Source organism: Micromonospora sp. NPDC005161, assembly GCF_053599855.1.
In genome coordinates, this window is record NZ_JBSFYQ010000044.1 from 1 (window position 1) to 21,953 (window position 21,953).

The window sequence follows — 21,953 nt, forward strand, 5'->3', positions numbered from 1 at the left end:
GCCGCCGCGAGTGCCACCCCTGCGACTGAAACCAGGTCAGCTGCTCGGCGACGTGGTCCACGTCGAAGAGCCGGTAGACCAGGTCGGGTGGCTGCGCGACGGGCGCTTCGGCGTGCTCGGGCCATTCAACGCCCGCAGCCGTCGCCGCCGCACGGTACTCCGCCGCCGCGTCACGCAGCACGCGCATGTCATCGAGCATCACGGAGCTGCCGGCGCCTCGGGGGTCATGCACAGGCTGGCCCCGCCCTGGTTGACCGTGAACCCGAAGCTCGGCCCGTTCGCCGCGACCCACGGCTTCACCGGCAGCACGATGAACCGCTCACCGTCGTCCACGTCGCATTTGCGGTAGAACCCGGAGATGTCATTGCCTTGCGGTGACGACTCCGTTCCTGGCACCGGCTGCACGTCAGCGACCAAGCCGGACAGGTTGACCGCCTGGTTCGTCACCCAGAACGGGAACTCGTCGCAGGCCAACCCGGCCGCACGCCCGGTGCACAACTTCGTCTGGAACTCCGGCCGCACGTCGTACCACTTGTGGTTGTAGCCGGCGGTCTTGGCGGCATTGCCATACTTGCTGCGTGCCGGGTAGAACCACTGGGCCCGCCCCGGGGGTTGCGGGAAGCCTCCGTCGCCCATGGCGGTCACAATGTAGGCCCCCGGTCTTCGGCATCGGCTTGAGGTTGTAGTTCACACCGCCGGGGACGTAGACGGCGACGTTGTCGTCGCACCCGGCCGTGCCCTGAGCGCCGCGCTGGGCCGTGCACGCCGCGTCGATGATCCGCTTGAGCCGCGCGTCCTCCGCGTCGGTCCACGCGAAGGGGATGTTGTTCCGGTCGGCCACGAGCTTCGTCGTCTTGATCACCTCCGCGTAGACCTTCAGGCTGTTGTACCACTCGCCCTCGTCCGCGCCCCAGTTGTCGAACGTGTCGAAGTCGGTATCGTGATCGATCGGGTATTCGAGAAGGCCGTGAATGCCGATCTCCCCGGGGAAGAGAATCTCGAGCAGGGCCCACAGCGCCAGTCCGATGCCGATCCCCGAGATCGCGACGACGACCCAGGAGGTGCCGGCGGCGGCAACGGGCGCGACCACAACGAGCCGCACCGCCTGCGCCGCAGGCGCCAGCACAAGCGTGCACGTGGGGGTGTTCTGGGCGCACCAGGTGATCGGTACGACCGCGTTGCCCGGATCGTACAGCGGCGCGAACTCGCCGGCAACGTGGTTCAGTGAAGAGATCACCGGTCCGCGGCCGGGCGGTGCCGTAGAGAAGAGCGGCCGTCACCACCGGTGCGGATGTCTCCGACCACCTCAGGTACTTCACCGAAGGGCTGCCGGCCACCTTCGTCTGCGCTGGGACGAACGCCGAAAACTCCGGACTGGTCACCGCAGTGCACCGCAGGCAGGCTGCTAGGCGCTGGGTGGTGGTTAACACCGGGCCGATTCCCTACGGGGCTGCGTGGGAGGGCTTGGTGGCCACCTTGGAGTCTGCCCTGCGGCTGCACCGCCACGACCGAGGCACTCTCACCGGCCTGGACCGGTACCTTCACCAACGCACGCGCGGGATGATCGGTAGCCTGTCCCATCTGGTCCGCGCGGCCGCATTGAGCGCGATCGACGATGGCAGTGAAGTTGTCACCCGCCAAAGCCTGGATACCATCTCAACTGAGTAGGCAGCCGAGCCTCACACCCGCCATGGGCCGCTGACGGCGGACGTAGCTGGACACATTGAAGGCCGCTGACCGGCTTTGCCCTCGTCGGTTGGCGTGGACGAGTGTGCCCAGTGAAGCGGGTCAGCCGTCATCTCGGCGACGATCTCCGCGGGCGGGCGGAAAGATTGCGCCGCTTTGTCAGTAACGAACTCGACCTCCACCAGGATCAGGCCGGGGGAGTGGCCCGAGTATGCAGCCGACAGCGCACGGTGGCAGCTCGCCGAGGCCAGCGCCCGCGACAGCGCCGAGGCGTTCTCGGAGTCCCCGCCGATCTGGTGTGACCCGCCGATGGTGGACCTGGTCGCTGCGGCGGCGGGCACCTACCCGCCGGAGCCGTTCCTCGAACATCACCTGCCGGCGCCGAACGGGATCGTGCTCTTCGCCCGGCCACTGCCTGCCGTCTGGCAAGACCAGCACGACGACACCGCACGCCGGCAGATCAGCGCCATCACCTGGACCAGCGGCCTGTCAACCAGCGACAAGCCGGCGCTGAGCATCGCCGGATGGGAACGGCACACAGGGCTCGACCGCTACCGCAATCCCGACCTGGCTATCCACTACCGCGGGCTGCGAGTTGTCTCCTACGTGATGGGCCTGTACGGCACGCCACCCGCCGACCAGGGCGGCCCGGCCGGCCCGAACCGCATCCTGCAGACCTTCGCGGCGCTGTGCCGCACTCCGCTCGTCCGCGACGAGACCACACCCGGGTCGAAGGCCGCCCGCCAGGCCGCCCAGCGCGCCGGTCGCCCGGATCCGCTGATCCGACGGGTGCATCTGCGCCGGCCCGAACACGCCCAGGAGGAGCTCGACGCCGCCCGCGCCGCCCGCGCCGGCGCTCCCGTCCGTGGTCACTGGGTGCGCGGGCACTGGAAGCAGCAGTGGCACGCCAGCATGGGCGAGCACCGCGCCATCTGGATCAGCGGGTACCCGCGCGGCGACTTCGCCGCCGGCACTGTTACTGGACGGAAGGTGCTCATCGCGTCAGACGGCGCCGCCAATAGCAGCGCCCCGCGTGATCACCTCAGCTGACCGGTAGGCCGGCCATGTTCTGCTAGCTCGACCATGGTTCTCGCCGCGCAGCGCTCATCGCCGCCGGGCGGTAGACCAACCTCGCGGGCGAGGGCAGACAGGTCCCGCCGAATGGGCCCTGCGAGAGCCCCTCACGGGAAGTCATGCGCCCGGTCCACCCGGAGCAGGTCAGCGTGCTAACGGGTCCACGACAGCGTCACGTGGTGTGCCTGCTGGCCAACTGGTCGAAGAACGTGTCCAGCAGCGCCTCGGACTCGGGGCCCTCGGTCAACTCGTACCCGCCGAAGCGGTAGACCTCGTAACCCCGCAGCCGCAGCGCCCGATCCTCGGCGACCATCTCGGCGTACCGGCGAGAGTCGGCGCGACGGAGGTCATCGGCGTAGTGCTGGATCCCGTCGCATTCGATGACAATCCGGCCCCGGTTGGGCAGCAGCAGAAAGTCCATGCGCTGACGGGCCAAGACCGCTCCGGCCGCTCCCCGCTCGGACCTGGCGTAGGGGTCGTAGTGCAGATACACCTGAGGAATGAGGGCTGGGATGTCCCGGCCGTGTCGGACGTGCTCAATCCCAAGGCCGCCGCCGTCTACCTCACCCTCGCCCCGCAGTTCCTCCACCCGTCATGCCGGTGCTGGTCCCCATGTTGGTGCTCGCCACCGCACACGCCCTGCTGCACACCTTCTGGCTGGCCGGCTGGCCGGCTGGACCGCGGTCACCGGCGCAGCCGCACGGCTGCTGCGCACCCCGCGCGTGCGCCGTACCCTCGACCGGCTCACCGGCGCCGTCCTCATCGGCCTCGGCGTCCGCTCCGCGGTGACCTGACCGGAGACAGCAGGCGGTCCGTCGACGCCTTCTGGGCTCAGGAAGGCTTGGCGCGGGACCTGCCCACCTACCCCACCTCTTCGGCGTGTTCGGTGAGGACTACGGCCCGAGAGTCAACGGGCCCAGCAGAGGATTGACAGGTCACGTTGTGACAGCTGAGGATTGCCTCAGTCCACCAACTGTCACCGGAGAGCCTCCGTCACCATCGTTCGACACCCCGCAATTCGGCGATGCGGGTCCTGTCGAGGCGACGGAGCCGGACGACGTCACCTTCCCTTTCTCAGCGTGTCGCGCGCTCGGTTGCCGCAACGACCGCACGCGACCCAACGGATGGAGCCGCGTACCCCGCGCGTGCCCCTCGGCCATCTTTTACGGCCATCAGGCCGAGTAGCCAGAAGGGCAGACATCACCATGCCGAAATCCCTACCCGCGCGGTGGCGACGCCGCCTCCCGGTCCCGGCGGCGCTGGCCGCCGCCATGGCCGTCGTGCTGCTGATCAGCCCGGCCTCGGCGACCGCGCCGGACGCCGGCGCACCGGCCGATTCCAGCCCGGTCGCCGGTGAGCCGGCGAACGTCGTGGAGGTGCTGCTCGCCGGCACCGCGGAGCTGGACGCGCTGGTCGCCACCGGAGTGGACCTCGACCACAATGTCGAACGCTCGGAGAACGGCGTGGTCGCGCACGCGGTGATCACGCCGAGCGAAGCCGCCCGGCTGACCGCGGCCGGCTTCACCCTCGGCGACGTGCTGCATCGCCCCGAGGACGCCCGGGCCCGCGTCGAGGAGCGCGAGTCGACCATCGCCGCGCACCTCGCCGAGAACCGGGAGTTCGCCGCCGCCGCGGCCGACCCGACCGCTCCGGACGTCTCCGACATCAAGATCATCCGCGCGGACTACTACACCTCCGGGACCAGCCAGGTCCTCTCCGTCGAGGCGAAGTGGGCGCAGGGCCAGACAGCCAGCAACACGCTCACCGTCGAGCGGGACAGTGGGCCGGGAACCGCGATCGGCTCCGGCGGCACGCAGACCATCTCCCGCTTTGTCGACGCCGGCGTCTACCTCTACCACCGTGGCGCCTCGGCGGTGACCAGCCGGCCGGACCGTATCCGGATCACCAGCCCAACCGGGGACGTGGCCGAGGTCAAGGTGCAGGAGTGGCTGCCGACCCCGGAGACCAGCCCGGAGGGGCCGGGCTACCAGAAGGACTTCGTCACCAGCTACCTCACCCCGACCGAGCTGTACGCGCGGATCCATCAGCTCGCCGCCGAGTTCCCCAACCTGGCCGAGATCGTCGAGCTGCCGTACAAGACGAACGGCTACCGGCGGCACGCCCAGGCCGTCCTCGGCAGCGCCAACGCCAGCCGGGTCGCGGTGGACTCCCTGGCCTGGGGGCACCAGGGTGGCAACGACATCTCGGTGGAGCTGGTGAACCCGGGCGCCGGCAACGCGGCGCTGGCGGTGACCGTGAGCGGTAAGGCCATCCGGGTGGCCCTCGGTACCGACGGCGCGGGCGCGGTGACCAGCACCGCCGCCGAGGTCGTCGCGGCGCTCAACGCCGCGGCCGGGTCGCTGGTCAAGGCGTACACCTATCGCGGCAGCCCGGGCAACGGCGTGGTCGCGCCGGCGGCGCGGACCGCGCTCACCGACGACCTGAGTGCGCCGGCCTCCGTCTCCCGCGATCCGCAACCGGTGTATGCGATCCGGATCGGCAAGGTTAGGGACGGTTCGAAGCCGGGAGTGCTCGCCTACGCGCAGGAGCACGCGCGGGAGTGGGTGCCGCCGCTGGTCGCCGTCGAGACCGCCGAGCGGTTGCTGCGCAACTACGCGCACGACGGGCAGACCAAGCAGCTGCTGAACAACCTGGACATCTGGATCGCTCCGTCGGTCAACCCGGACGGCGGCCACTACTCCTTCTACGACTTCAACTCCCAGCGCAAGAACATGACCAACCACTGCCCGTCGACCGGGGCCGCGGACTTCCTCGGCCGGGACTCGTGGGGCGTCGACAACAACCGCAACTACACCGAGTACAGCCTCTTCGACGGGTACTCGGGCGCGTCGAGCAGCTGCACCAGCGGCACCTACGCCGGGCCGAGCGAGCTCTCCGAGCCGGAGAACCGCAATGTCGACTGGCTGGCTGCCCGCCCCAACATCAAGTTTTCGATGAACCTGCACTCCTCCGGGAACTACTTCATGTGGTCGCCGGGCGCGTACGCCCTGCCGGACCGGACCTCGGCGCCGCGGCCGACGCTGGCCGAGGAGTCGGCCTTCTGGGGCGCGTCCTCGCGGATCCTGACCGCCATCAAGCAGCACCGGAACATGGCGGTGACCCCGGCCCGCACGGGCCCGATCTCCGACGTGCTCTACTCGGCGGCGGGCAACTCCGGCGACATGCTCTGGTACAAGTACGGCATCTACGCCTGGAACTTCGAGGTCGGCACGTCCTTCCAACCTGACTGGGAGGAGGCGCACTCCGAGGCGATGGAGTTCTCCAATGGCCTGGTCGAGCTGATGCGGGTGGCCCGGGACTTCGCCAAGGACCGGACCCGCCCGGAGAGCACCCTCACGGTCGCCCCCAGCTCGACACCGGGCATGGTGAACGTGACCGTCGGCGTCTCCGAGCCCGCCTCGGTCTTCTACACCCTCGACGGCGCTACGCCGACGTACTCGTCGACGCTCTACGGCTCGGCGGGCATCCGCGAGGGCGGGGAGACCCTGACGATCCCGGCCGGCACCCGGATCAACTGGTTCTCGGTCGACTCGGCCGGCAACGTCGAGAACAACTACACCCCGGACGGCAGCGGCAAGAACTACCGCAAGGGCCAGGCGGTCCTGCCGACCAGCTGACGAATCACGGCAGGTAGGGACGGCCGCGGCGATCCTGGGCGCCGCGGCCGTCACCGCTAAACGCAGGAATCCGGCCATCGTCTCCACGAACCACTCCGGATCGTCGAGCCACGGATAGTGCCCGGCGCCCGGCTGCACCGCCAACTCGGCCCGCGGGAACAGGCCGGCGTACTCGGCGGCGCGCTTCGGCGGGAGCCCGACGTCGTACTCGCCGGCGAGCAGCAAGACCGGCGTCTGAAGGTGACCGAGGGCGGACCTGACAGCCTCCGGGTCGACGGCCCCGGCCGAGTAGTAGACGGCCGCTGCGTCGTCGTTGCGCTGCCCCGCCTCCCCGGCGACCCGGGCCCGGCGGTCGGCGTCCCACCGGCCGTGGGTGAACGGTGTGATCGCCTCCCAGTCGGCGGCGGTGGGCTGGCCCGACCAGATGCGTTCGAAGGCGGCGAAGGCCGCCGGGAACCAGGGCTCTCCCCGTCGGAGCTCGGCCAGCTCCCGGCGATCCAGGTCGCTGACCTCCACGTCGACCGGCCGCGGACTGGGCGTGATCAGCGCGAGACGACCGACGCGGTCGGGGTGCCGGGCGGCGTACAGCAGGGCGAGCGTCGCACCGGCCGAGTGCCCCACCAGGTCGAGCCGGTCCAGCCCGAGGTGCACCCGCAGCGCCTCGACATCCTCGACCTGCCGGTCGCACCGGTAACTCGCCGGGTCCGCCGGGACGTCGGACTCCCCGGTGCCGCGCAGATCCAGCAGCACCAGCGAGCGACGCGCGGACAACCCGCCCAGGTCACCGAGGTGGGCCGAAGGCTGCATCGGCCCGCCCGGCAGGCAGATCAGCGGATCCCCCGTGTAGCGGTGGGCCGGAGACGTCGACGCCGAGCGGCTAGGGCGGTCCTGCAGACGCGCTGCTGGCATCGCTCGCCGGCGAGGTGCGCCGGTGAACGCCCTGATCGCGACGATGCCGGCCGTGTCGATCCTGCGGGAGGTCCAGGACTCGCTAGCGGTCCCAGGCGCGACCGAGCCATCGGGCGAGATCGAGGCCGACTCTGCCGCCTGACCGTCGTTCACGCCGGGACCGTTCATCCCGCCGGTGGACGCGCCCTCGCGTGGTTCCTCCATCTCGTGTCGAACATCAGGGATGAACCGGACGCACGGCTACTGGGTGGCGCTGCTGAGCTGGTGCCGCCGTCGAGAAAAAGGCCGTCAACCTCAAGCTGTCCCTGGCCATTGACACGGACCTGACCTGGGGCGAGCTGTTCCGGTTCATCGAACTCGCCCGCAGGTCGGGAGTCGATCCAGCGGATCAGGTGCTCCTCGAATACAACGAGCGCGACGATTCGATCCTGGGAGGTTTTGCTGTCTACCTCGTGCGTGAGGATCTGCCTGGCACCGCCCAGCCGACCACTTAGACCTGAACTAGACGACGAGGGCCCCGGAGGAAACGCCGCCCTCGTCGTCAACGGTTGTGCGAACGGAGTTGATCGGAGCACGTTAGCACTCTTGTTCTAAGGTTCGTTGTATCGTGCGTGGATGACTACCTCCGATGAGGCCGAAGGGGAGCCGCCCCAGATCAGCGCCAAGCAGCAGCGCATTCTGACGGTGATACGAGAGTGGATCCAGCAGCGGGGCTACCCGCCCACGGTGCGGGAGATCGGTGCGGCGGTCGGGCTCGGCTCCCCGTCGTCGGTAGCGCACCACTTGAAGGCGCTGGAACGGCGTGGCCTCCTGCGCCGTGATGCAAACGCGCCCAGGGCGGTCGACATCCGCGGGGCGCAGGCCGGGACGGCGCCGAACGGAGGCGACCAGCCCGGCGTCAGAGTCCCAGTGCTCGGCACTATCGCTGCTGGCACCCCGATCCTCGCCGAGGAACACGTCGAGGACGAACTGACACTACCTTCCATGCTAGTAGGGCACGGCACGTTGTTCGCCCTGGTCGTTAAAGGCGACTCTATGATCGAGGCGGCAATTTGCGATGGCGACGTGGTCGTTGTACGCCAGCAGGCGGTCGCCGAGACTGGTGACATCGTCGCCGCGATGATCGAGGGCGAAGCGACGGTCAAGGTTTACCGGACCCGCGACGGTCGGGCGGAACTCGTCCCCCGCAACCCACTTTACGAGGTGATCTCCGCCGAACATGCAGTCATCCTGGGCAAGGTCGTCTGCGTGCTTCGCCGCGTCTAGGTCGGGCCGGCATTTGTTTGTGGACGCCGGCACTGCCCTTCGCCTGCAGCGATGCCATGGAAACCAGTCGGCCGCCCAGTTGCTGGTGGTGTCGAGCTGACCGGTCAGGCGAGTGGCCTGGGCGCGGAGGTCCGCGTCCTGCTGGTCTAGCAGGACGCTGCGGGTCTCCGCTACGTCGGCGCGGCGGCCGGCGTCGGCCGCCTGGCCGGTGGCGGTGCATCCTATGGAGATGACGACGCCGCCCTACCCCCTCGCTCCGGGCTCCCCGGCTGCTGCTCAGGCGAGCCCGGACGGGGACTGGCTGCTGGGTCAGCTGCGGGAGGTGCTCGACCTCACGAGCCGGGCCGCCGTGCGCCGGCTCGACCCGGCGTTCTGGCAGCCCCGGCCGGGCTCGGCGTTCGATGACGAGCTGGCGAACAGTGAGGTCGATGTGCACGGGGTTGCCTGGGGCCGGCAGGAACCCACGATGGCGTTCGAGATGGCGCAACTGAGCATGGTCGCGGTCGAGGACTACCTGACCGGCATCCGCAAGCTCCTGGAGCCGCCCTTCCCGCCGCCGGTGCCGAAGCTGGGTGCGGCAGTCCTGTGCCGGTCAGCCCTGGAAAGCGCCGGGTTCGCCTTCTGGCTTATGGACCCGCAGCTCACCGTCCGGCAGCGGGTCGCCCGCACCTACCTGGTGCTCTGGAAAGCGAACAAGACCGCCGTCAACAACGCCACCAATGCCGGCGCACCCTCGAACATCGCGCAGGCGCAGGCGGACCTCAACGCGCTCGTCGCTCGTATCGACGACCTGGGTCTCGGCCACGCCACCAAGCCATTCTCGGTCGCCGGCGAGACGCTGCCGAGCAAGACCGACATGGTCACGGCACTGCTGGCCGGCAAGGTCAACGGCGGCCAAAAGGTGGTTTACTCGCTGTACTCCGCGGTTGGCCATGGGGAGATGACCGGGATCCTGAGCCGTCGTGTGCCGGTCCACGAGGCGAAGTGCCCGCGGCTGGCGAATCGGCTGATGTCACCGATGTCGCCGATCAGGCGGGCGGCGCCGGAGGGACCGATGCCGTTGAGGTCCTGCAGGGTGCTGCCAATGGTCTCGACGAGTTCGGTCAGTTCCTTGTTCGCGGCCTTGATCTTCTTGTCGACCTGGGCGAGCTCGGTGATCAGTTCCGACGTCAGCCGCCGGCGGGTGGCCCCGACAAGATCGCGCGGTCGAATCGTGTTGAGCAGTGTCCGGGCCTGCGGGGCGGACAGGAACTTCTTGGCTCCCCCGGGCAGTAGTTCCAGCAGGAGTTTGTGGATGCGGTTGAGCAGGTCGGTGCGGGCGTGGCCGAGACCGTCGCGGCGGTCGACGAGCAGCCGCAGCGCAACGGTCGCGTCGTCGACGGCGACCTGCCGCAAACCTTTGGTGCGCAGGGCTGCGACGGCGACGCTGTGGGCGTCGACTGGGTCGGTCTTGCGGCCCTGGCCGGTGTCGAACACGCGGGCCCGCGCGGACAGTTTCGCCGGCACGTCCACCACGGTCTCGCCGTCGGCGACGAGGCGTTGAGCGATGTGCCGGCCGATCCCGTTACAGCCCTCCACCGCCCAGACCCGGTCCTTGTGCTGCCGGCCGAGCTTGAGCATCGTCCGGTAGCCGTCATGGTCGGTAGTGAACCGGCCCTGGCCAAGGATCTTCTCGCGGTCGTTGATGATCTCGATGGTCGCGGACCGCTTATGCGGATCCATGCCGATGATGACGCGTCCCACGCTCGTCCTCCTCGATCAGACAAGGGCTGATGTCAGCGAGGAGGGCAGCGCTACTTCAAGCTGGGCAGACCCCTGACTTGTCTACTGGGTTCAGGCGCTGGGGTCTGCAGCCCGTAGCGTCAGGGCGCCGGTCGGCACTGGCTCGCATACCCCTTGCCGCTCTCGGGCTGGCTCTTCAAGAGCGTGCCACGGCTGGCCGGCGCCCGGCCGTGGCGTGGCTCAACAGAGGCGTGCTCAAGGACTTCTTCAAGTCAGGCTGCCCGCCACGGCGTTGTTCCTCATTCGCCTGGTGGAAGGAACCCCAGACCTCCGTGATCACGATCGGCATCGACCCGCACAAGTCCTCCTTGACCGCCGTCGCCCTCGACGAGACCGGTCAGCTCCTCGCGACTCGGCGGATCACCGTCAACGCCGCAGCATACAAGACGCTGACCGGCTGGGCCGTCAGCTGGCCGCAGCGCCGATTCGCGGTCGAAGGCGCCGCCGGCCTGGGACGTGGTATCGCGCAACTGCTGGCCGCCGCCGGCGAAAACGTCGTCGACGTGCCGGCCACCCTCGCATCCCGAGCCCGTCTGCTGGACACCGGCGGCACCCGCAAGACGGACGCCGCGGACGCCGCCAGCGTCGCGCATGCCGCCCTGCGCCACAAACGGCTGCGCCCCGTCGCGGCCGAGAACGACCACACCCGTCTGCGGTTGCTGTCTGAGCGCCGAGATGACCTGGCCCGCGAACGCGTTCGGCTACTCAACCGACTCCACGTGCTGCTGCGCGATCTGATCCCCGGCGGCGCGGCGCTGGACCTGACCGCGGACAAGGCCGCCGCGCTGCTGCGCAGCGTCCGGCCGTTCACCGCCACCGACAGCTGTCGCCGCGACCTGGCCCGGGACATGATCGCGGACCTGCGCCACCTGGACCGGCGGCTACACGCCAACCAGACCCAGACCCAGACCCGGCAGGTCCTGGCCGAGACCCACTCCACCATCGTGGACATGCGTGGCGTCGGGCATCTCATCGCCGCCAAGGTGCTCGGCCACGTCGGCGACATCACCCGCTTCCCGAACGCCGACCACTTCGCCAGCTACGCCGGCACCTCGCCCCTGGAGGCTTCCAGCGGCGAACGCCGCCGCCACCGACTCAACCCCACCGGCAACCGGCAACTTAACACCGCCCTGCACACCATCGCGCTGGTCCAAGCCCGCGACCCCGGACCCGGACGCGTCTACTACCAGCGCAAACTCGCCGAAGGAAAGACACCCGCCGAGGCGCGACGCGCCCTCAAACGCCGCCTCACCAACGTCCTCTACCGGCACCTCATCAGAGATCAACTGAAGCTGACGACCGGAAGGGTTGACACACAGAGGCGCTCTTGAGCCTCTCCGCGCCACGGTGACCGGCAGGAGGCATGCCAGATGAGAGCCACACCAAACCGCGGTGGGCAGCCGATGAGAGAGCCACCCCGCCGGTCACCTCGACCAAGCCTGGCCGGGCTGCGGTCGTAGCACCAGTAGATAAGTAGCCGATGAGCGGACGTCCTCTCCGGCCTTGCCCTGGCTAGACTGCTAGATCCGGCACATAGTGGCGATGCCAGCGGGGGCGGCGTATGAGCATCGACGATCGGATCGAACGGGCCAGAGAGCTCTATGAACGGGCGGTATACGGCGGGGATTCCAGCGCGCTGATCGACGCCGAACAGGGCTTGGACGCGGTAGAGGCCGATGCAGCGTTGGCGCGTGGGAGGATCGTGCACGCGCGGTTTCAGAGCGCGGACGCGGACGCCGGCTCGTTGTCTTCCGAGGATCCGACTGAACTTCCGTTGTTCGAGCGTGCGCTCGACTTGTACCGGGCACTGGGCGACACCCGCGGCGAGGCCGAGGCATTGTTCTGGATCGGTTGCCTTTACCAGTTCATCCGGCGTGACAACGAGACCGCCGTTCCGTACCTGGAGCGGTCCTGCCGGCTGGCGGCGCAGACCGGCGACAAGCCGACCTGGTCCGAGGCGCTGAGGCACTTAGGCATAGCGGCGCACGCGGCCGGCCGGCTGGACGAGGCACGCGAGCGGCTGGAGGAGTCATCACGGCTGCGTCGAGAGATCGGGGCCCTGCCGGGCGTGGCCTCCAACATGATCGGACTGGCCTACATCGCCGCCGCTCAGGACCGCCGAGCGGAGGCGCTCGCAACACTCGACGAGGCACATACCGTCGCACGCGCGCACGGTGCTCACGCCATCATGCGACACATCGAGCAGGCGAGAACGCAGATCTAGGCGTGTGGCCACGGCAGAGTTTCGGCAGTTGGCCGGGTCGACCTCATAGAGCTCGTAGCACCAGCCGTCGTGCTCGCCGTGACGTCCGCTTCTGCCGCGATCCGAGCGCTACGGAGAGTCAATCAGCCGAGACTCAGCTGATGATGCTGATCTGCCGATGTCAGGGCGGTCGACCAGCTACCGCTACGACCGGCATTCTGGAAGATCGAGTCGGTTCCAGCCGCGGGCGCCAAGTCTGGGATCCGCCTGTCTACCCTGTGCGGATGCCTTCAGCGAAGCCGCTCCTGCTGCTCCTCGGGGCGGCGCTGCTCGCCGTCGTGGGCGCGCTGTTCGGATCCCCCTGGGCGACCGGCGCCGGCGGCGTCGTCGTGCTGGGCGTCCTCGCCGTCCACCCCGCGGTGACCGGTCCCGCCGTGCCCCGGTCGACACGTCTGCTGCTGCAGGGCGGCCTGCTCCTACTCACCCTCGCGGGCGTCGTGGAGATGTGGGGATGGGCGGCCTCGCCATTCGGCGACGCCCCACCGAGCGCGAGCGAGCTGATCGCGCTGGTGACCGACCCGGTACGGCAGCGGACGCAGTTCCTGCGACAGCTAGCCGTGGCAAGCTGTCTGATCCTTGCCTGTGCCTGCCTCGGCGTCGCTATCGGGCGGTTGCCGCGGGAGCGGCTGCGCCGGATCGGCCGGGCCGCGCCGGCCGTGGGCGTGCTCACGCTGGTCACCCTGGTATTCGTCGCCCTCCTCCCGTCGGGGCTGACCGCCCTGCTCGGCTCGTTCACCAATGTGGCCGTGGCGGCGTTGCTCGTGCTCGGCGGGTATGCCTGGGTCGTGGGCCGCGCGGTCCGGCGCCATGGCACCGCCCCGATCGCCGCAATGGGCGCCACGCTGCTGGCCACGGCGGCCTGGCTCGCGGTGGACGATGCCTGGCGAAGTCGGCCGGAGCCGCGCGGCAGCGACGCCTTCTACCAGACGGGCGTCAGTGTGTCCGTGGCCGTCGAGACCGGGCCCGACGTCGAGACCGCCGTCGCCGTCGCGGCGCTGCTGCTCGGAGCCGCCCTGACCGTGCTGGCCTGCGCGAGGCTCAGCACGGCCCACAGCGAGACGCGCTGAGCCCGGCGCCCTCCAGCGGTGACTTCTGAATGGCAAGCGCGCACATCTGCCGCTGACCGCGCCCCGCCAGCGTCCGCTCCTGCCGATGAGGCTGATCCTCAATCCTTGGCCGTGCCCTGGTGGTGGCGCTCGGCGAGTTGCTTCAGGTTCAGTAGCTGACGTCGAGCCATGATCAGGTCGCCGACGGACAGCCCGAGGGCGGCCCAGCGGGTGGTCTGCATGACGACCTTGAGCAGTAAGCGCGTGTCGTGCTCCTGGGGCACGAGGACGTAGGACATGAAGGCGCCCATGATGGTGCCCGTCAGCTGTTTCCCCGGGTCGACCGAGACGATCCTGCCCAGCTCCCGCCCGCCAGCAGCAGTGAATCTCTCTCCGACTTGCGGCTCGGGAAGGCCCACCAGCTCCCGAGGTGAACGGCGGCCAAGGTTATCGATCCAGTCATAGGAGTACGGCGCAAGCCTCACTTGTGCAACCCACGGCCACACCACTTCGGCAGACGCCTCGACGCGCACACCCCGCCACGCCTGCAGCGCGGGTGAGACGACGAAGTCGTCGCACGGATAGCAGCGCAATTTCTCGCTGTCGGTCACGCCCCACCGGTCACCGATCATGCATCCATCCTTCACCAACGCCCGGCATCCGGACATGGCGCCGACCGGGCGTCACGGTACGTGACGGGGCGTGCGGTGGCGCTCGATGCGCAGTCTTGCCGATGACAGTGACTGGATCATGAAACTTGGGACAGCGTGAGCGGTGCGCTCGTGCGGCGTGTCGTCGGCCAGCAGCGCCACTACCACCTACGGGCCGCCAGTACTCGCGCTTAGGTTAGGGGGCACAGAGCTGTGCTCGTAGCGTGTCGAACGTCCATTGCTGCCATCGTTCGGTCGACCAGCCGCGTTCGCGCACGAACAGCAGGTAGAGAGCCGGACTCAGCAGCGCGAACAGGATGTCGGCCGCCGTCTCGGCGGTGATGCCGGCTCGTGCATCCGGTTTGGTGACGATGGTTTCGGCAACCGTCGTTTGCACCTGGAGCCGGGGCCGCTCCCCGTCCGGCCAGAGCTGCGCGATCTCGGCGTCGGAGGCCACCGCGGTGGCCACCATGTCGGTGATGGCCGCCACGCGGTGCAACACCTCGCCGACGCCCCGGACATGCGCACGGAGCAGGGCGTCGGCGGTCTTCGATGCCAGGGCCTCACGGAGCCACGGCCGGTCCATTGTGGCGATCGGCTCATCGTCGCCTGCGATCGTGACGTCGACGAGCTCCTTGAGCAGCTTGCGCTTGTTCCCGAAAACGAAGTAGATCGTCTGGATTGCCACCCCCGCCCGGTCGGCGACCTCTTGCAGGTTAGTCGCGCCGTACCCGTTGGTGATGAACAGCTCACGCGCGGCGTCGAGGATGCGTCCCCGCGTCTCCGCCGCCCGCTGGGTCCGCGTCTTCATGCTCTTGACTTCAGTCACCGCAGTAGTCTATCTCTAGAACCGTTCACTAGAGGTACTCCCTAGAGATTGGTTCTGGCATGTCTGTCATCACCGTTACCCGATTCACGATCGAGCCTGACACTGCGGCCGCGTTGCGCACCCGGCACGCCGACCTTGTCGCCGCGATCAGGGCGGCGACCCCCGGCCTCGTCGAGACGCGACTCGGGCAGGTCGACGAGCAGACCTGGATCGGCATCTGGCGGTGGGACTCGGCCCAGCGTCTCCAGGCGGCCGGTCGGATCGCCCCCGAGCTTCCGGAGACCGCCGCCACCTTCTCGCTGGCCCGCGCGGTCACCGCCGATGATGTGGCTGTCGTCGATGAGCACTGAGCCGGTGCACGGCGAACTGGCGATCGAAGCCATCGGTCTGGTCAAGGCTTTCGGCGACCACCGGGCCGTCGACGGGGTGGATCTGGCCGTGCCCGCCGGCGGTGTCTTCGGCTTCCTCGGTCCGAACGGGGCCGGTAAGACCACCACCGTCCGCATCCTCGCCACCCTGCTGCGACCGGACGGCGGCACCGCTCGGGTGCTCGACCACGACGTCGTACGCGAAGCTGGCCGTGTCCGCGACCGGATCAGCCTGACCGGCCAGTTCGCCACGATCGACGCGGAGCTGACGGCGTTCGAGAACCTCACGATCCTGGCCCGGCTCCTCGGCTACAGCAGGGCCGGAGCCAGGACCCGCGCCGAGGAACTGCTCGATGGATTCGGGCTCACCGAAGCCGCTGGCACGACCGTCAAGACGCATTCGGGCGGCATGCGGCGCCGGCTGGACATCGCCGCCAGCATCATCGTCACCCCGGACCTGCTGTTCCTGGACGAGCCGACCACGGGCCTGGATCCACGCAGCCGCAACCAGGTGTGGAGCATCGTGCGCGCCCTCGTCCGCGAGGGCACCACCGTGCTACTCACCACGCAGTACCTCGACGAGGCCGACCGGCTCGCCGACCGGCTCGCCGTCATTGACCGGGGCCGGATCATCGCGGCGGGCACACCCGCACAGCTCAAGGCGTCGGTGGGTGCCGGAACCCTCCAGGTCCAAGTGCTTAAGCCCGACCGCCGGGCCGAGGCCGCGCGACTCCTGACCGGGGCCCTCGGCGTCACGGTCCAGACCGGCACCGACGACGGTCTGCTCTCGGCTCGGGTGGACGACCCCGCCCGTGCCTCGGTCGCGTTCGCTGACCTGACCCGGGCTGGGATTCACCTCACGACGTTCGCGCTCGGCCAACCCAGCCTCGACGAGGCGTTCCTGGCCCTCACCGGACGCAGCACCCAGGTCGGCACCGACGCAGCGGAGAAGGCGGCATGACCACGACATCGACGACGCCGGACATGATCGGCCAGACCCTCCCCGACGCCGTGTCGACGCGTCCGCGACCGCCGCGTGCCAGCGCGTTGTCGGCGTCCCTCACGTTCGCCCGGCGCGCCCTACTGAAGATCAAGCACGTTCCGGAGCAACTCGCCGACGCGATCATGATTCCGGTGCTGTTCACCGTCATGTTCACGTACCTGTTCGGCGGCGCCATGGTCGGCTCGACGCGTGAGTATCTCCAGTACCTCCTCCCTGGCACCACGGTCTTCGCGGTGCTGCTTATCACCGTGTACGCGGGCGTCAACCTCAAGACCGACATCACCACCGGCGTGGTCGACCGCTTCCGGTCCATGCCGATCTGGCGCCCGGCCCTCATCGTCGGTGGCCTGATCAGCGACGCCGGCCGCAACCTCCTCGCCGCAGGGATCGTCCTCGCCCTCGGACTCGTCATGGGCTTCCGCCCCGAGGGCGGTGCCGCCGGCGTTCTGTCGGCGGTCGCCCTGATCCTCGTATTCGCGTTCGGCCTCTCCTGGGTCTGGGCAACGCTCGGGCTCGTCCTTCGCACACCGAGCGCCATCTCGGCGGTGAGCTTCCTCGTACAGTTCCCGCTCACCTTCGCCAGCAACGTCTTCGTCGACCCGAAGACCATGCCCGGATGGCTGCGGACGTTCGTCGAGGTCAACCCGGTCAGCCTGCTCGTCGACGCCGTCAGAGGGCTCATGCACGGCACCGCCGAGCCCGACCAGATCGGCGTCGTGCTCCTCACGGCGGTCCTGCTCGTGGCGATCTTCGGTCCGTTAACCATGCGCCTGTACCGCACCCGCACGTGACCACCGACAGCGCTCACTCGCCGCGACCCATGCCCATGAGGAGTAAGACGATGCTGACCCGCCTCCACCTGCTCGCTGCCGCGACAGCGGTCACCACGACAACGTTGCTCGTCCTCGCCGCGCTCAGCTCCGCGCTGCTCGACGCGCACCATGCCGTCGACGTCCGGCGGGCCGTGCTGTGGGCACTGCTCGTCCTCGTCCCGGCCCTGCTGCTTACCGCAGCGACCGGTTTCCGTCTGGCCGACGCCTCGACTGACCCGAAAATCACGGCCAAGCGAGGCCGTATGCCGTACATCGCCGGTATCGGACTGTTCCTGCTGACTCCCGCCGCGTTCATCCTGGACCGGCTCGCCCTGCGCGGCGAGTTCGGTGCCGTGTACCTACTGGTTCAGACCGTCGAGGTGCTCGCCGCCGCGACGGCGCTGGCCCTGATGGCCAGCAACATTCGCGATGGCCTCCGGCTCACCGGACGCCACTGACCGCTTCTCAACCATCGCCGGCCGCACCGCGCGGCCGGCCTCGTCGAAGGGCACGCCATGCAATTCCTCGTGCAGCCAATCGGCACCGTACACAACAGCCGCGTGGACATCGCCATCACCGACCATTGGGGGGCCGTGACCAGCACCATCACGGTGGACCAGCGGTTCGGCGAGGACTGCCTACTCGGCCTGGACGAGTTCTCCCACGTCGATGTCTTCTTCGTCTTCGACCGGGCGACGGAACGGCCCCACTACCGACCCCGCCCGCCGCGCGGCCGGGCAGACCTCCCGCCGGTCGGCGTCTTCGCCGACCGAGGACCCCACCGCCCCAACCGCATCGGCATGACCACCTGCCCCATCACATCGGTGAACGGCCGGACACTCGAAGTGCTCGGCCTCGACGCCGCAACTGGCACCCCCATCATCGACCTGAAACCCACAACGATCGAATTCCAACCCACCGACATCCGGCAACCGGAATGGGTCACGCGCCTCATGACCAACTACTTCCTGCCATGACCCACGGCACGGCCTTCGAACCTGCCCACCGTCGAACAGCCCGGAAGGCGACCCAAAGGGGCGTGACGGTTGATCGGCATCGAACAGCTCTTTGATTTCGGACCGCCTGTGGGGCGATGGGCGGAGCGGATGATGTCGCAGGCGGCAGAGGGAGTCGTCCGACCGATCATCGGGCAGACCTTTCCGTTGGAGCGTGCCGCCGAAGCGCACGCCGCAGTCGAAAACCGCACTGCCGTGGGGAAGACCCTGCTGCTGATCTGAGGCACTGCACCTGGGGTCGCTGGCCCGGCCACCTCATCCGCCACTAACGACCTCGGGCGCACTGATCACCCCCGGCGGCACCGGTTGCCCACCGATCTCTGCGGCGCTAGGTTGAAACTTGTCGATGAACATTTACATCGCAAGGTACGGGGGCTCGCATGTCCACGTCTGTCACTCGACAAACTTCTGCCGACGCCTGATTACATGCCCAAGCCCGGCACCGCCCTGCAGAAACCACAGCCTTCGCAGAAGCGGCTGAGCACTTCTGATTGCCGACCGGATCAGACGCTCCCGTTCTTTACCTGGTAGGCGTGCGTCAGCGACTGGCCGTCCGGCAGGTGCATCTCCATCTCGTAGCTGGTCCCGTAGACGAACTCTCCGGCCAGCAACGGCAGGGTCCCGCAGAACATCACCGTGTCCGCCGTGAGCTTCGTGCCACTGGCCTCCAACTTGCCGAGCAGTTGCCGGGGCGTCAGCATCGCCGCCAGGCGGCCGTGCTGGTACGGCTGGCGATCGGTCCGGCACGTCACAACGATGTCGTCCCATCGCTCTTCGATGGACGCCATCGGCACCACTGCGGCGCCCATCGGTTTGGGCGCCGCTGCCTTTGACTTGGCGATGCTCTGGGTTTCGAGTTCGCGGTCCGTGTGGTCACTGCCAATACCGAGGTAGAAGCGGCCTTCGTGGAACACCAGAACCGGTTCCACCTCCCCAGAGGTCTTGTCACCGGCCACGTCGACGGAGGCGTCCGTCGTTAGGAGGTCAGCGTTCAGCTCGTAGAACATCGGGACGCGTGGTGGCGGTGTGACGCCGATGTGGGCCAGTTCGTCAATGTGCGCTTGGACCGCTTGGCGGTCACGGCCGGTGTAGCCCGCCACGACGAGTCTGGGATCGGAGAGGTGGATCTGGTCGGCTGTGCCGGCGACTGTCAGAGTGATCAGGGGCGTGTCAGGCACGAGATGTCCTTTTCTCTGGCTTCGTGTAGACGAGATGGGGCTGTTCATCCGAAGGTCGCCTGATTGCGTAGCCGGCGGTCTTCAAGCACGGGGAACTCGCGCCGTATTTCCGTGACTGCGGCACGGTCGATTTCGGTGTAGAGGACCTCCTCACCGGCGCCTGCTTCGGCCAGCACGCGTCCCCAGGGATCGACCACGACGCTGTGGCCGGCCAGCTCGACGTCGCCCTGCTTCCCGGCGGCGTTGCATGCCAGCAAGAACAGCTGATTCTCCACCGCACGGGTTCGGGTGAAGAGCTTCCAGTGCTCAAGGCGTGCGGCCGGCCAGGCGGCCGGCACGATGACGAGCTCCGCACCCTGGTCGACGAGGTGCCGGTACAGCTCCGGGAAGCGGAGGTCGTAGCAGGTCGTCATGCCGACCTGGCCGAGGGCGGTGTCCGCCACGTCCGCCCGCTGACCGGCGCTGAGGAGTTTCGACTCGAGGGACTGATAGCCGAACACGTGGATCTTTCGGTAGTCCAACAGCACCTCACCGGTCGGATCGACGAGCACGGCGGTGTTGTGAAGGCGACCGGTTGGGTCCCGTTCGAGCACGCTGCCGGCGTGCAGGTGGGCCCCGAGCGCTCGGGCCCAGCCCCTGATCGTGGAGAGGAGTGGTCCGTCGAGGTGCTGCGCAAGTTCGTCATAGCGGTCGAATGCGAAGTAGCCAGGGGCCCACAACTCGGGGAGGACCACCAGGTCGACGTCGGTGAGGCCGGCAACAAGGTCGCCGACACGCTCGATGCGGCCTTCGACCGGCTCGGTGAAAGGGCTGGCGACCTGCACCAAGGCTGTTTTCATGACCATCCACTCCGTTCGTCGTCGGCTGTTCTCATCGGGAACACCGTTCTTTGGCGCCGCGTCAGGCGGCGAGCTTCACGTGGACGCTCTTGGTTTGCAGGTAGCTCAACAGCTCATCCATGCACTCCTCCCGTCCAAGGCCGCTGTTCTTCCATCCGCCGAAGGGCGTGCCCCAGTAGTGGGTCGTGCTGTCGTTGACCCAGACGTAACCCGCTTCCACGTCATCGGCCAGTCGGAGTGCGTTGCGCATGTCATTCGTCCAGACGCTTGCGGTGAGTCCGTACTCGACGCTGTTCACGTCGCGCAACATCGTCGAGTAGTCGGTCCAGCGGAACACGGACACCACCGGACCGAAGACCTCCTCCTGCGCGACCCTCGAATCCGGCTCGACGTCGGTGAAGATGGTTGGAGCGACGAAGAAGCCCTCCTGTGGAACCCGGGGGTCGTCGAGTCCGCCCGAGATCAGGGTCGCGCCTTCCGCGGCAGCTCCCTTGATGAAGTCGCGTGTTCTGTCGGCGTGACGGGCGTTGATCAGAGGGCCCATGTCGACGGCGGGGTCGTACGCCGGGCCCAGCGTCAGGGCGGAGAACTGACGGGCCAACGCCTCGACGAACGCGTCGTGCACGTCGGCGTGGACGAACAGCCGTGACGTCGAGCCGCATGACTGGCCGGCGTTGGCGCGCAGATTCATCGCCTTCACGACCTCACGGGCGGTGCGCGCCACGTCAACGTCAGCGAAGACGATCATCGGGTTCTTTCCGCCCAGCTCCAGCGACACCGATCGCACGGCGTGTTCGGCGGCACGGCGCTGGATGAGGCGGCCTGTCGCTGCGCTGCCGGTGAAACCGATGCGGCGGACGTCAGGATGCGTCACCAGCGCGTCGCCGGTGTGCGCGTCGCCGGTGATGATGTTGAACACCCCTGGAGGGAAGATCTCCCGGACCAGGTCTCCGAGAAGCAGCGCCGACATGGGCGTTTGGTCGGCGACCTTCAGCACTACGGCGTTGCCCGCGGTGAGCGCTGCCAGGCTGCCTTTGACCGCGAACAGGAAAGGGTGGTTGTAGGCCACGATCTTGGCCACGACCCCGTACGGCTTGTAGCGCGTGTAGTGCAGGGTGTCATCGTCGGGCAGGACGTCACCTCGTAGCGCGCCCGCGAGCCCTGGCCAACCTCGCAGCGACCTCGTCGCCCCGGCGATATCGCCGAACATTCTCTGGACAGGCAGCCCGGCGTCGATCGCGTCCACCAAGGCGATCTCGTGGGCGCGGTCCTCGATGGCCAGCGCGAGGCGCTCGAAGCAGCGACCTCGTTCACCGAGCGTCGTGCGCGCCCAGGTTCGCTGGGCGTCCCTGGCCGCGTCGACTGCGGCGGCAACGTCGACCGGACCAGCGACGGCGTAACTGGCGAACTCGGTGCCGGTGGACGGGTTCAGTGTGCGGCGCACGACTCCGGAGGAGGGCGTGACCCACTCGTTGTCGATCAGGAGACGCGGGGCCCGCGCCGCCAGCGAGCCAAGGACGTTCGACAGGTCGGGGTGCTGCGTCGGGTCGTGCATGCGTGCCCTCTCCGCCAGGACGTCGTACGGAGCGGGCCA

At 68.5% G+C, this 21,953-nt stretch carries 22 protein-coding genes and 2 pseudogenes; 12 read left to right on the top strand and 12 right to left on the bottom strand.

The window, feature by feature from the left end; translation table 11 throughout:
* From ACWD5O_RS30340 to ACWD5O_RS30350, 3 genes and pseudogenes are all read right to left on the bottom strand, one after another.
* A pseudogene (locus ACWD5O_RS30340) lies at positions 1-187 on the bottom strand (hypothetical protein); the annotation flags it as partial.
* A gap of 11 nt (positions 188-198) precedes the next feature.
* Positions 199-522 (bottom strand): NucA/NucB deoxyribonuclease domain-containing protein, encoded by a 324-nt coding sequence (locus ACWD5O_RS30345; RefSeq protein ID WP_450087455.1) that lies wholly within the window; start codon positions 520-522, stop codon positions 199-201.
* Positions 407-1,237, bottom strand: coding sequence for a hypothetical protein (locus ACWD5O_RS30350; protein WP_450087457.1), 831 nt, complete (start codon positions 1,235-1,237; stop codon positions 407-409). The genes ACWD5O_RS30345 and ACWD5O_RS30350 overlap by 116 nt, the downstream gene beginning before the upstream one ends.
* A gap of 605 nt (positions 1,238-1,842) precedes the next feature.
* Between ACWD5O_RS30350 and ACWD5O_RS30355 the strand changes: the two genes are divergently transcribed.
* Positions 1,843-2,736 carry a hypothetical protein gene (locus ACWD5O_RS30355; RefSeq protein WP_450087422.1) on the top strand — a complete coding sequence of 298 codons (894 nt, stop codon included), beginning with the start codon at positions 1,843-1,845 and terminating at the stop codon, positions 2,734-2,736.
* A 196-nt stretch (positions 2,737-2,932) separates the two neighbouring features.
* Here ACWD5O_RS30355 and ACWD5O_RS30360 read toward each other — a convergent pair whose 3' ends face one another.
* Complete coding sequence (locus ACWD5O_RS30360; RefSeq protein WP_450087423.1) at positions 2,933-3,181, bottom strand: DUF559 domain-containing protein; 249 nt, start codon at positions 3,179-3,181, stop codon at positions 2,933-2,935.
* A 784-nt stretch (positions 3,182-3,965) separates the two neighbouring features.
* Here ACWD5O_RS30360 and ACWD5O_RS30365 point away from each other — a divergent pair.
* The gene (locus ACWD5O_RS30365) at positions 3,966-6,398 is read left to right on the top strand and encodes a M14 family metallopeptidase (protein WP_450087424.1); all 2,433 of its coding nucleotides are present in this window, start codon (positions 3,966-3,968) and stop codon (positions 6,396-6,398) included.
* A 93-nt stretch (positions 6,399-6,491) separates the two neighbouring features.
* Here the strand turns inward: ACWD5O_RS30365 and ACWD5O_RS30370 are convergent.
* Positions 6,492-7,307 (bottom strand): annotated as a pseudogene (locus ACWD5O_RS30370) (alpha/beta fold hydrolase); the annotation flags it as partial.
* A gap of 615 nt (positions 7,308-7,922) precedes the next feature.
* Between ACWD5O_RS30370 and lexA the strand changes: the two are divergent.
* Positions 7,923-8,573: a transcriptional repressor LexA gene (gene lexA / locus ACWD5O_RS30375; RefSeq protein ID WP_450087425.1), complete on the top strand. Its 651-nt coding sequence runs from the start codon at positions 7,923-7,925 to the stop codon at positions 8,571-8,573.
* 592 nt (positions 8,574-9,165) lie between these two features.
* Here the strand turns inward: lexA and ACWD5O_RS30380 are convergent.
* Positions 9,166-9,378, bottom strand: coding sequence for a hypothetical protein (locus ACWD5O_RS30380; RefSeq protein WP_450087426.1), 213 nt, complete (start codon positions 9,376-9,378; stop codon positions 9,166-9,168).
* 101 nt (positions 9,379-9,479) lie between these two features.
* A complete protein-coding gene (locus tag ACWD5O_RS30385; protein ID WP_450087427.1) occupies positions 9,480-10,316 on the bottom strand; it encodes an IS110 family transposase in 837 nt (278 codons plus the stop codon).
* A gap of 311 nt (positions 10,317-10,627) precedes the next feature.
* On the opposite strand from ACWD5O_RS30385, the gene ACWD5O_RS30390 reads away from it, so the two are divergent.
* The 3 genes from ACWD5O_RS30390 to ACWD5O_RS30400 all read left to right on the top strand — a co-directional run bounded on the left by ACWD5O_RS30390 (position 10,628) and on the right by ACWD5O_RS30400 (position 13,685).
* Entirely contained in the window at positions 10,628-11,686 is a 1,059-nt protein-coding gene (locus ACWD5O_RS30390) for an IS110 family transposase (RefSeq protein WP_450087428.1), read from the top strand.
* Between the two features lie 230 nt (positions 11,687-11,916).
* Positions 11,917-12,579 carry a tetratricopeptide repeat protein gene (locus ACWD5O_RS30395; RefSeq protein ID WP_450006601.1) on the top strand — a complete coding sequence of 221 codons (663 nt, stop codon included), beginning with the start codon at positions 11,917-11,919 and terminating at the stop codon, positions 12,577-12,579.
* A 263-nt stretch (positions 12,580-12,842) separates the two neighbouring features.
* A complete protein-coding gene (locus ACWD5O_RS30400; protein ID WP_450087429.1) occupies positions 12,843-13,685 on the top strand; it encodes a hypothetical protein in 843 nt (280 codons plus the stop codon).
* A 98-nt stretch (positions 13,686-13,783) separates the two neighbouring features.
* Here ACWD5O_RS30400 and ACWD5O_RS30405 read toward each other — a convergent pair whose 3' ends face one another.
* Positions 13,784-14,296, bottom strand: a complete 513-nt coding sequence (locus ACWD5O_RS30405) for a polyketide cyclase (protein WP_450087430.1) — start codon at positions 14,294-14,296, stop codon at positions 13,784-13,786.
* A 214-nt stretch (positions 14,297-14,510) separates the two neighbouring features.
* Positions 14,511-15,143 carry a TetR/AcrR family transcriptional regulator gene (locus ACWD5O_RS30410; protein WP_355613420.1) on the bottom strand — a complete coding sequence of 211 codons (633 nt, stop codon included), beginning with the start codon at positions 15,141-15,143 and terminating at the stop codon, positions 14,511-14,513.
* Between the two features lie 59 nt (positions 15,144-15,202).
* On the opposite strand from ACWD5O_RS30410, the gene ACWD5O_RS30415 reads away from it, so the two are divergent.
* The 6 genes from ACWD5O_RS30415 to ACWD5O_RS30440 all read left to right on the top strand — a co-directional run bounded on the left by ACWD5O_RS30415 (position 15,203) and on the right by ACWD5O_RS30440 (position 18,564).
* Positions 15,203-15,493, top strand: a complete 291-nt coding sequence (locus ACWD5O_RS30415; RefSeq protein ID WP_450087431.1) for an antibiotic biosynthesis monooxygenase — start codon at positions 15,203-15,205, stop codon at positions 15,491-15,493.
* On the top strand, positions 15,483-16,472 hold the full coding sequence (locus ACWD5O_RS30420) for an ATP-binding cassette domain-containing protein (RefSeq protein ID WP_355613416.1): 990 nt from the start codon (positions 15,483-15,485) through the stop codon (positions 16,470-16,472). The genes ACWD5O_RS30415 and ACWD5O_RS30420 overlap by 11 nt, the downstream gene beginning before the upstream one ends.
* Positions 16,469-17,305, top strand: coding sequence for an ABC transporter permease (locus ACWD5O_RS30425; RefSeq protein ID WP_355613414.1), 837 nt, complete (start codon positions 16,469-16,471; stop codon positions 17,303-17,305). The genes ACWD5O_RS30420 and ACWD5O_RS30425 overlap by 4 nt, the downstream gene beginning before the upstream one ends.
* A 50-nt stretch (positions 17,306-17,355) precedes the next feature.
* Entirely contained in the window at positions 17,356-17,784 is a 429-nt protein-coding gene (locus tag ACWD5O_RS30430) for a hypothetical protein (RefSeq protein WP_450087432.1), read from the top strand.
* A 57-nt stretch (positions 17,785-17,841) separates the two neighbouring features.
* Positions 17,842-18,303, top strand: coding sequence for an SAM-dependent methyltransferase (locus tag ACWD5O_RS30435; RefSeq protein WP_450087433.1), 462 nt, complete (start codon positions 17,842-17,844; stop codon positions 18,301-18,303).
* A 69-nt stretch (positions 18,304-18,372) separates the two neighbouring features.
* Positions 18,373-18,564, top strand: coding sequence for a zinc-binding dehydrogenase (locus ACWD5O_RS30440; RefSeq protein ID WP_450087434.1), 192 nt, complete (start codon positions 18,373-18,375; stop codon positions 18,562-18,564).
* Positions 18,565-18,845: 281 nt separating this feature from the next.
* Here ACWD5O_RS30440 and ACWD5O_RS30445 read toward each other — a convergent pair whose 3' ends face one another.
* From ACWD5O_RS30445 to ACWD5O_RS30455, 3 genes are read right to left on the bottom strand one after another with little or no spacing between them, the layout of a single operon-like run.
* The gene (locus ACWD5O_RS30445; protein ID WP_450087435.1) at positions 18,846-19,520 is read right to left on the bottom strand and encodes a DUF2848 family protein; all 675 of its coding nucleotides are present in this window, start codon (positions 19,518-19,520) and stop codon (positions 18,846-18,848) included.
* A gap of 44 nt (positions 19,521-19,564) precedes the next feature.
* On the bottom strand, positions 19,565-20,365 hold the full coding sequence (locus ACWD5O_RS30450; RefSeq protein WP_450087436.1) for a carbon-nitrogen family hydrolase: 801 nt from the start codon (positions 20,363-20,365) through the stop codon (positions 19,565-19,567).
* A gap of 55 nt (positions 20,366-20,420) precedes the next feature.
* A complete protein-coding gene (locus ACWD5O_RS30455; protein WP_450087437.1) occupies positions 20,421-21,914 on the bottom strand; it encodes an aldehyde dehydrogenase family protein in 1,494 nt (497 codons plus the stop codon).
* Positions 21,915-21,953 lie beyond the last annotated feature (39 nt).

What these genes read in the sequence shown, in the direction of transcription:
- ACWD5O_RS30360 (WP_450087423.1), bottom strand. Translation starts at nt 3,181, where the DNA reads ATGGACTTTCTGCTGCTGCCCAACCGGGGCCGGATTGTCATCGAATGC.
- ACWD5O_RS30365 (WP_450087424.1), top strand. Translation starts at nt 3,966, where the DNA reads ATGCCGAAATCCCTACCCGCGCGGTGGCGACGCCGCCTCCCGGTCCCG.
- lexA (WP_450087425.1), top strand. Translation starts at nt 7,923, where the DNA reads ATGACTACCTCCGATGAGGCCGAAGGGGAGCCGCCCCAGATCAGCGCC.
- ACWD5O_RS30395 (WP_450006601.1), top strand. Translation starts at nt 11,917, where the DNA reads ATGAGCATCGACGATCGGATCGAACGGGCCAGAGAGCTCTATGAACGG.
- ACWD5O_RS30400 (WP_450087429.1), top strand. Translation starts at nt 12,843, where the DNA reads ATGCCTTCAGCGAAGCCGCTCCTGCTGCTCCTCGGGGCGGCGCTGCTC.
- ACWD5O_RS30405 (WP_450087430.1), bottom strand. Translation starts at nt 14,296, where the DNA reads ATGATCGGTGACCGGTGGGGCGTGACCGACAGCGAGAAATTGCGCTGC.
- ACWD5O_RS30415 (WP_450087431.1), top strand. Translation starts at nt 15,203, where the DNA reads ATGTCTGTCATCACCGTTACCCGATTCACGATCGAGCCTGACACTGCG.
- ACWD5O_RS30420 (WP_355613416.1), top strand. Translation starts at nt 15,483, where the DNA reads ATGAGCACTGAGCCGGTGCACGGCGAACTGGCGATCGAAGCCATCGGT.
- ACWD5O_RS30425 (WP_355613414.1), top strand. Translation starts at nt 16,469, where the DNA reads ATGACCACGACATCGACGACGCCGGACATGATCGGCCAGACCCTCCCC.
- ACWD5O_RS30430 (WP_450087432.1), top strand. Translation starts at nt 17,356, where the DNA reads ATGCTGACCCGCCTCCACCTGCTCGCTGCCGCGACAGCGGTCACCACG.
- ACWD5O_RS30435 (WP_450087433.1), top strand. Translation starts at nt 17,842, where the DNA reads ATGCAATTCCTCGTGCAGCCAATCGGCACCGTACACAACAGCCGCGTG.
- ACWD5O_RS30450 (WP_450087436.1), bottom strand. Translation starts at nt 20,365, where the DNA reads ATGGTCATGAAAACAGCCTTGGTGCAGGTCGCCAGCCCTTTCACCGAG.
- ACWD5O_RS30455 (WP_450087437.1), bottom strand. Translation starts at nt 21,914, where the DNA reads ATGCACGACCCGACGCAGCACCCCGACCTGTCGAACGTCCTTGGCTCG.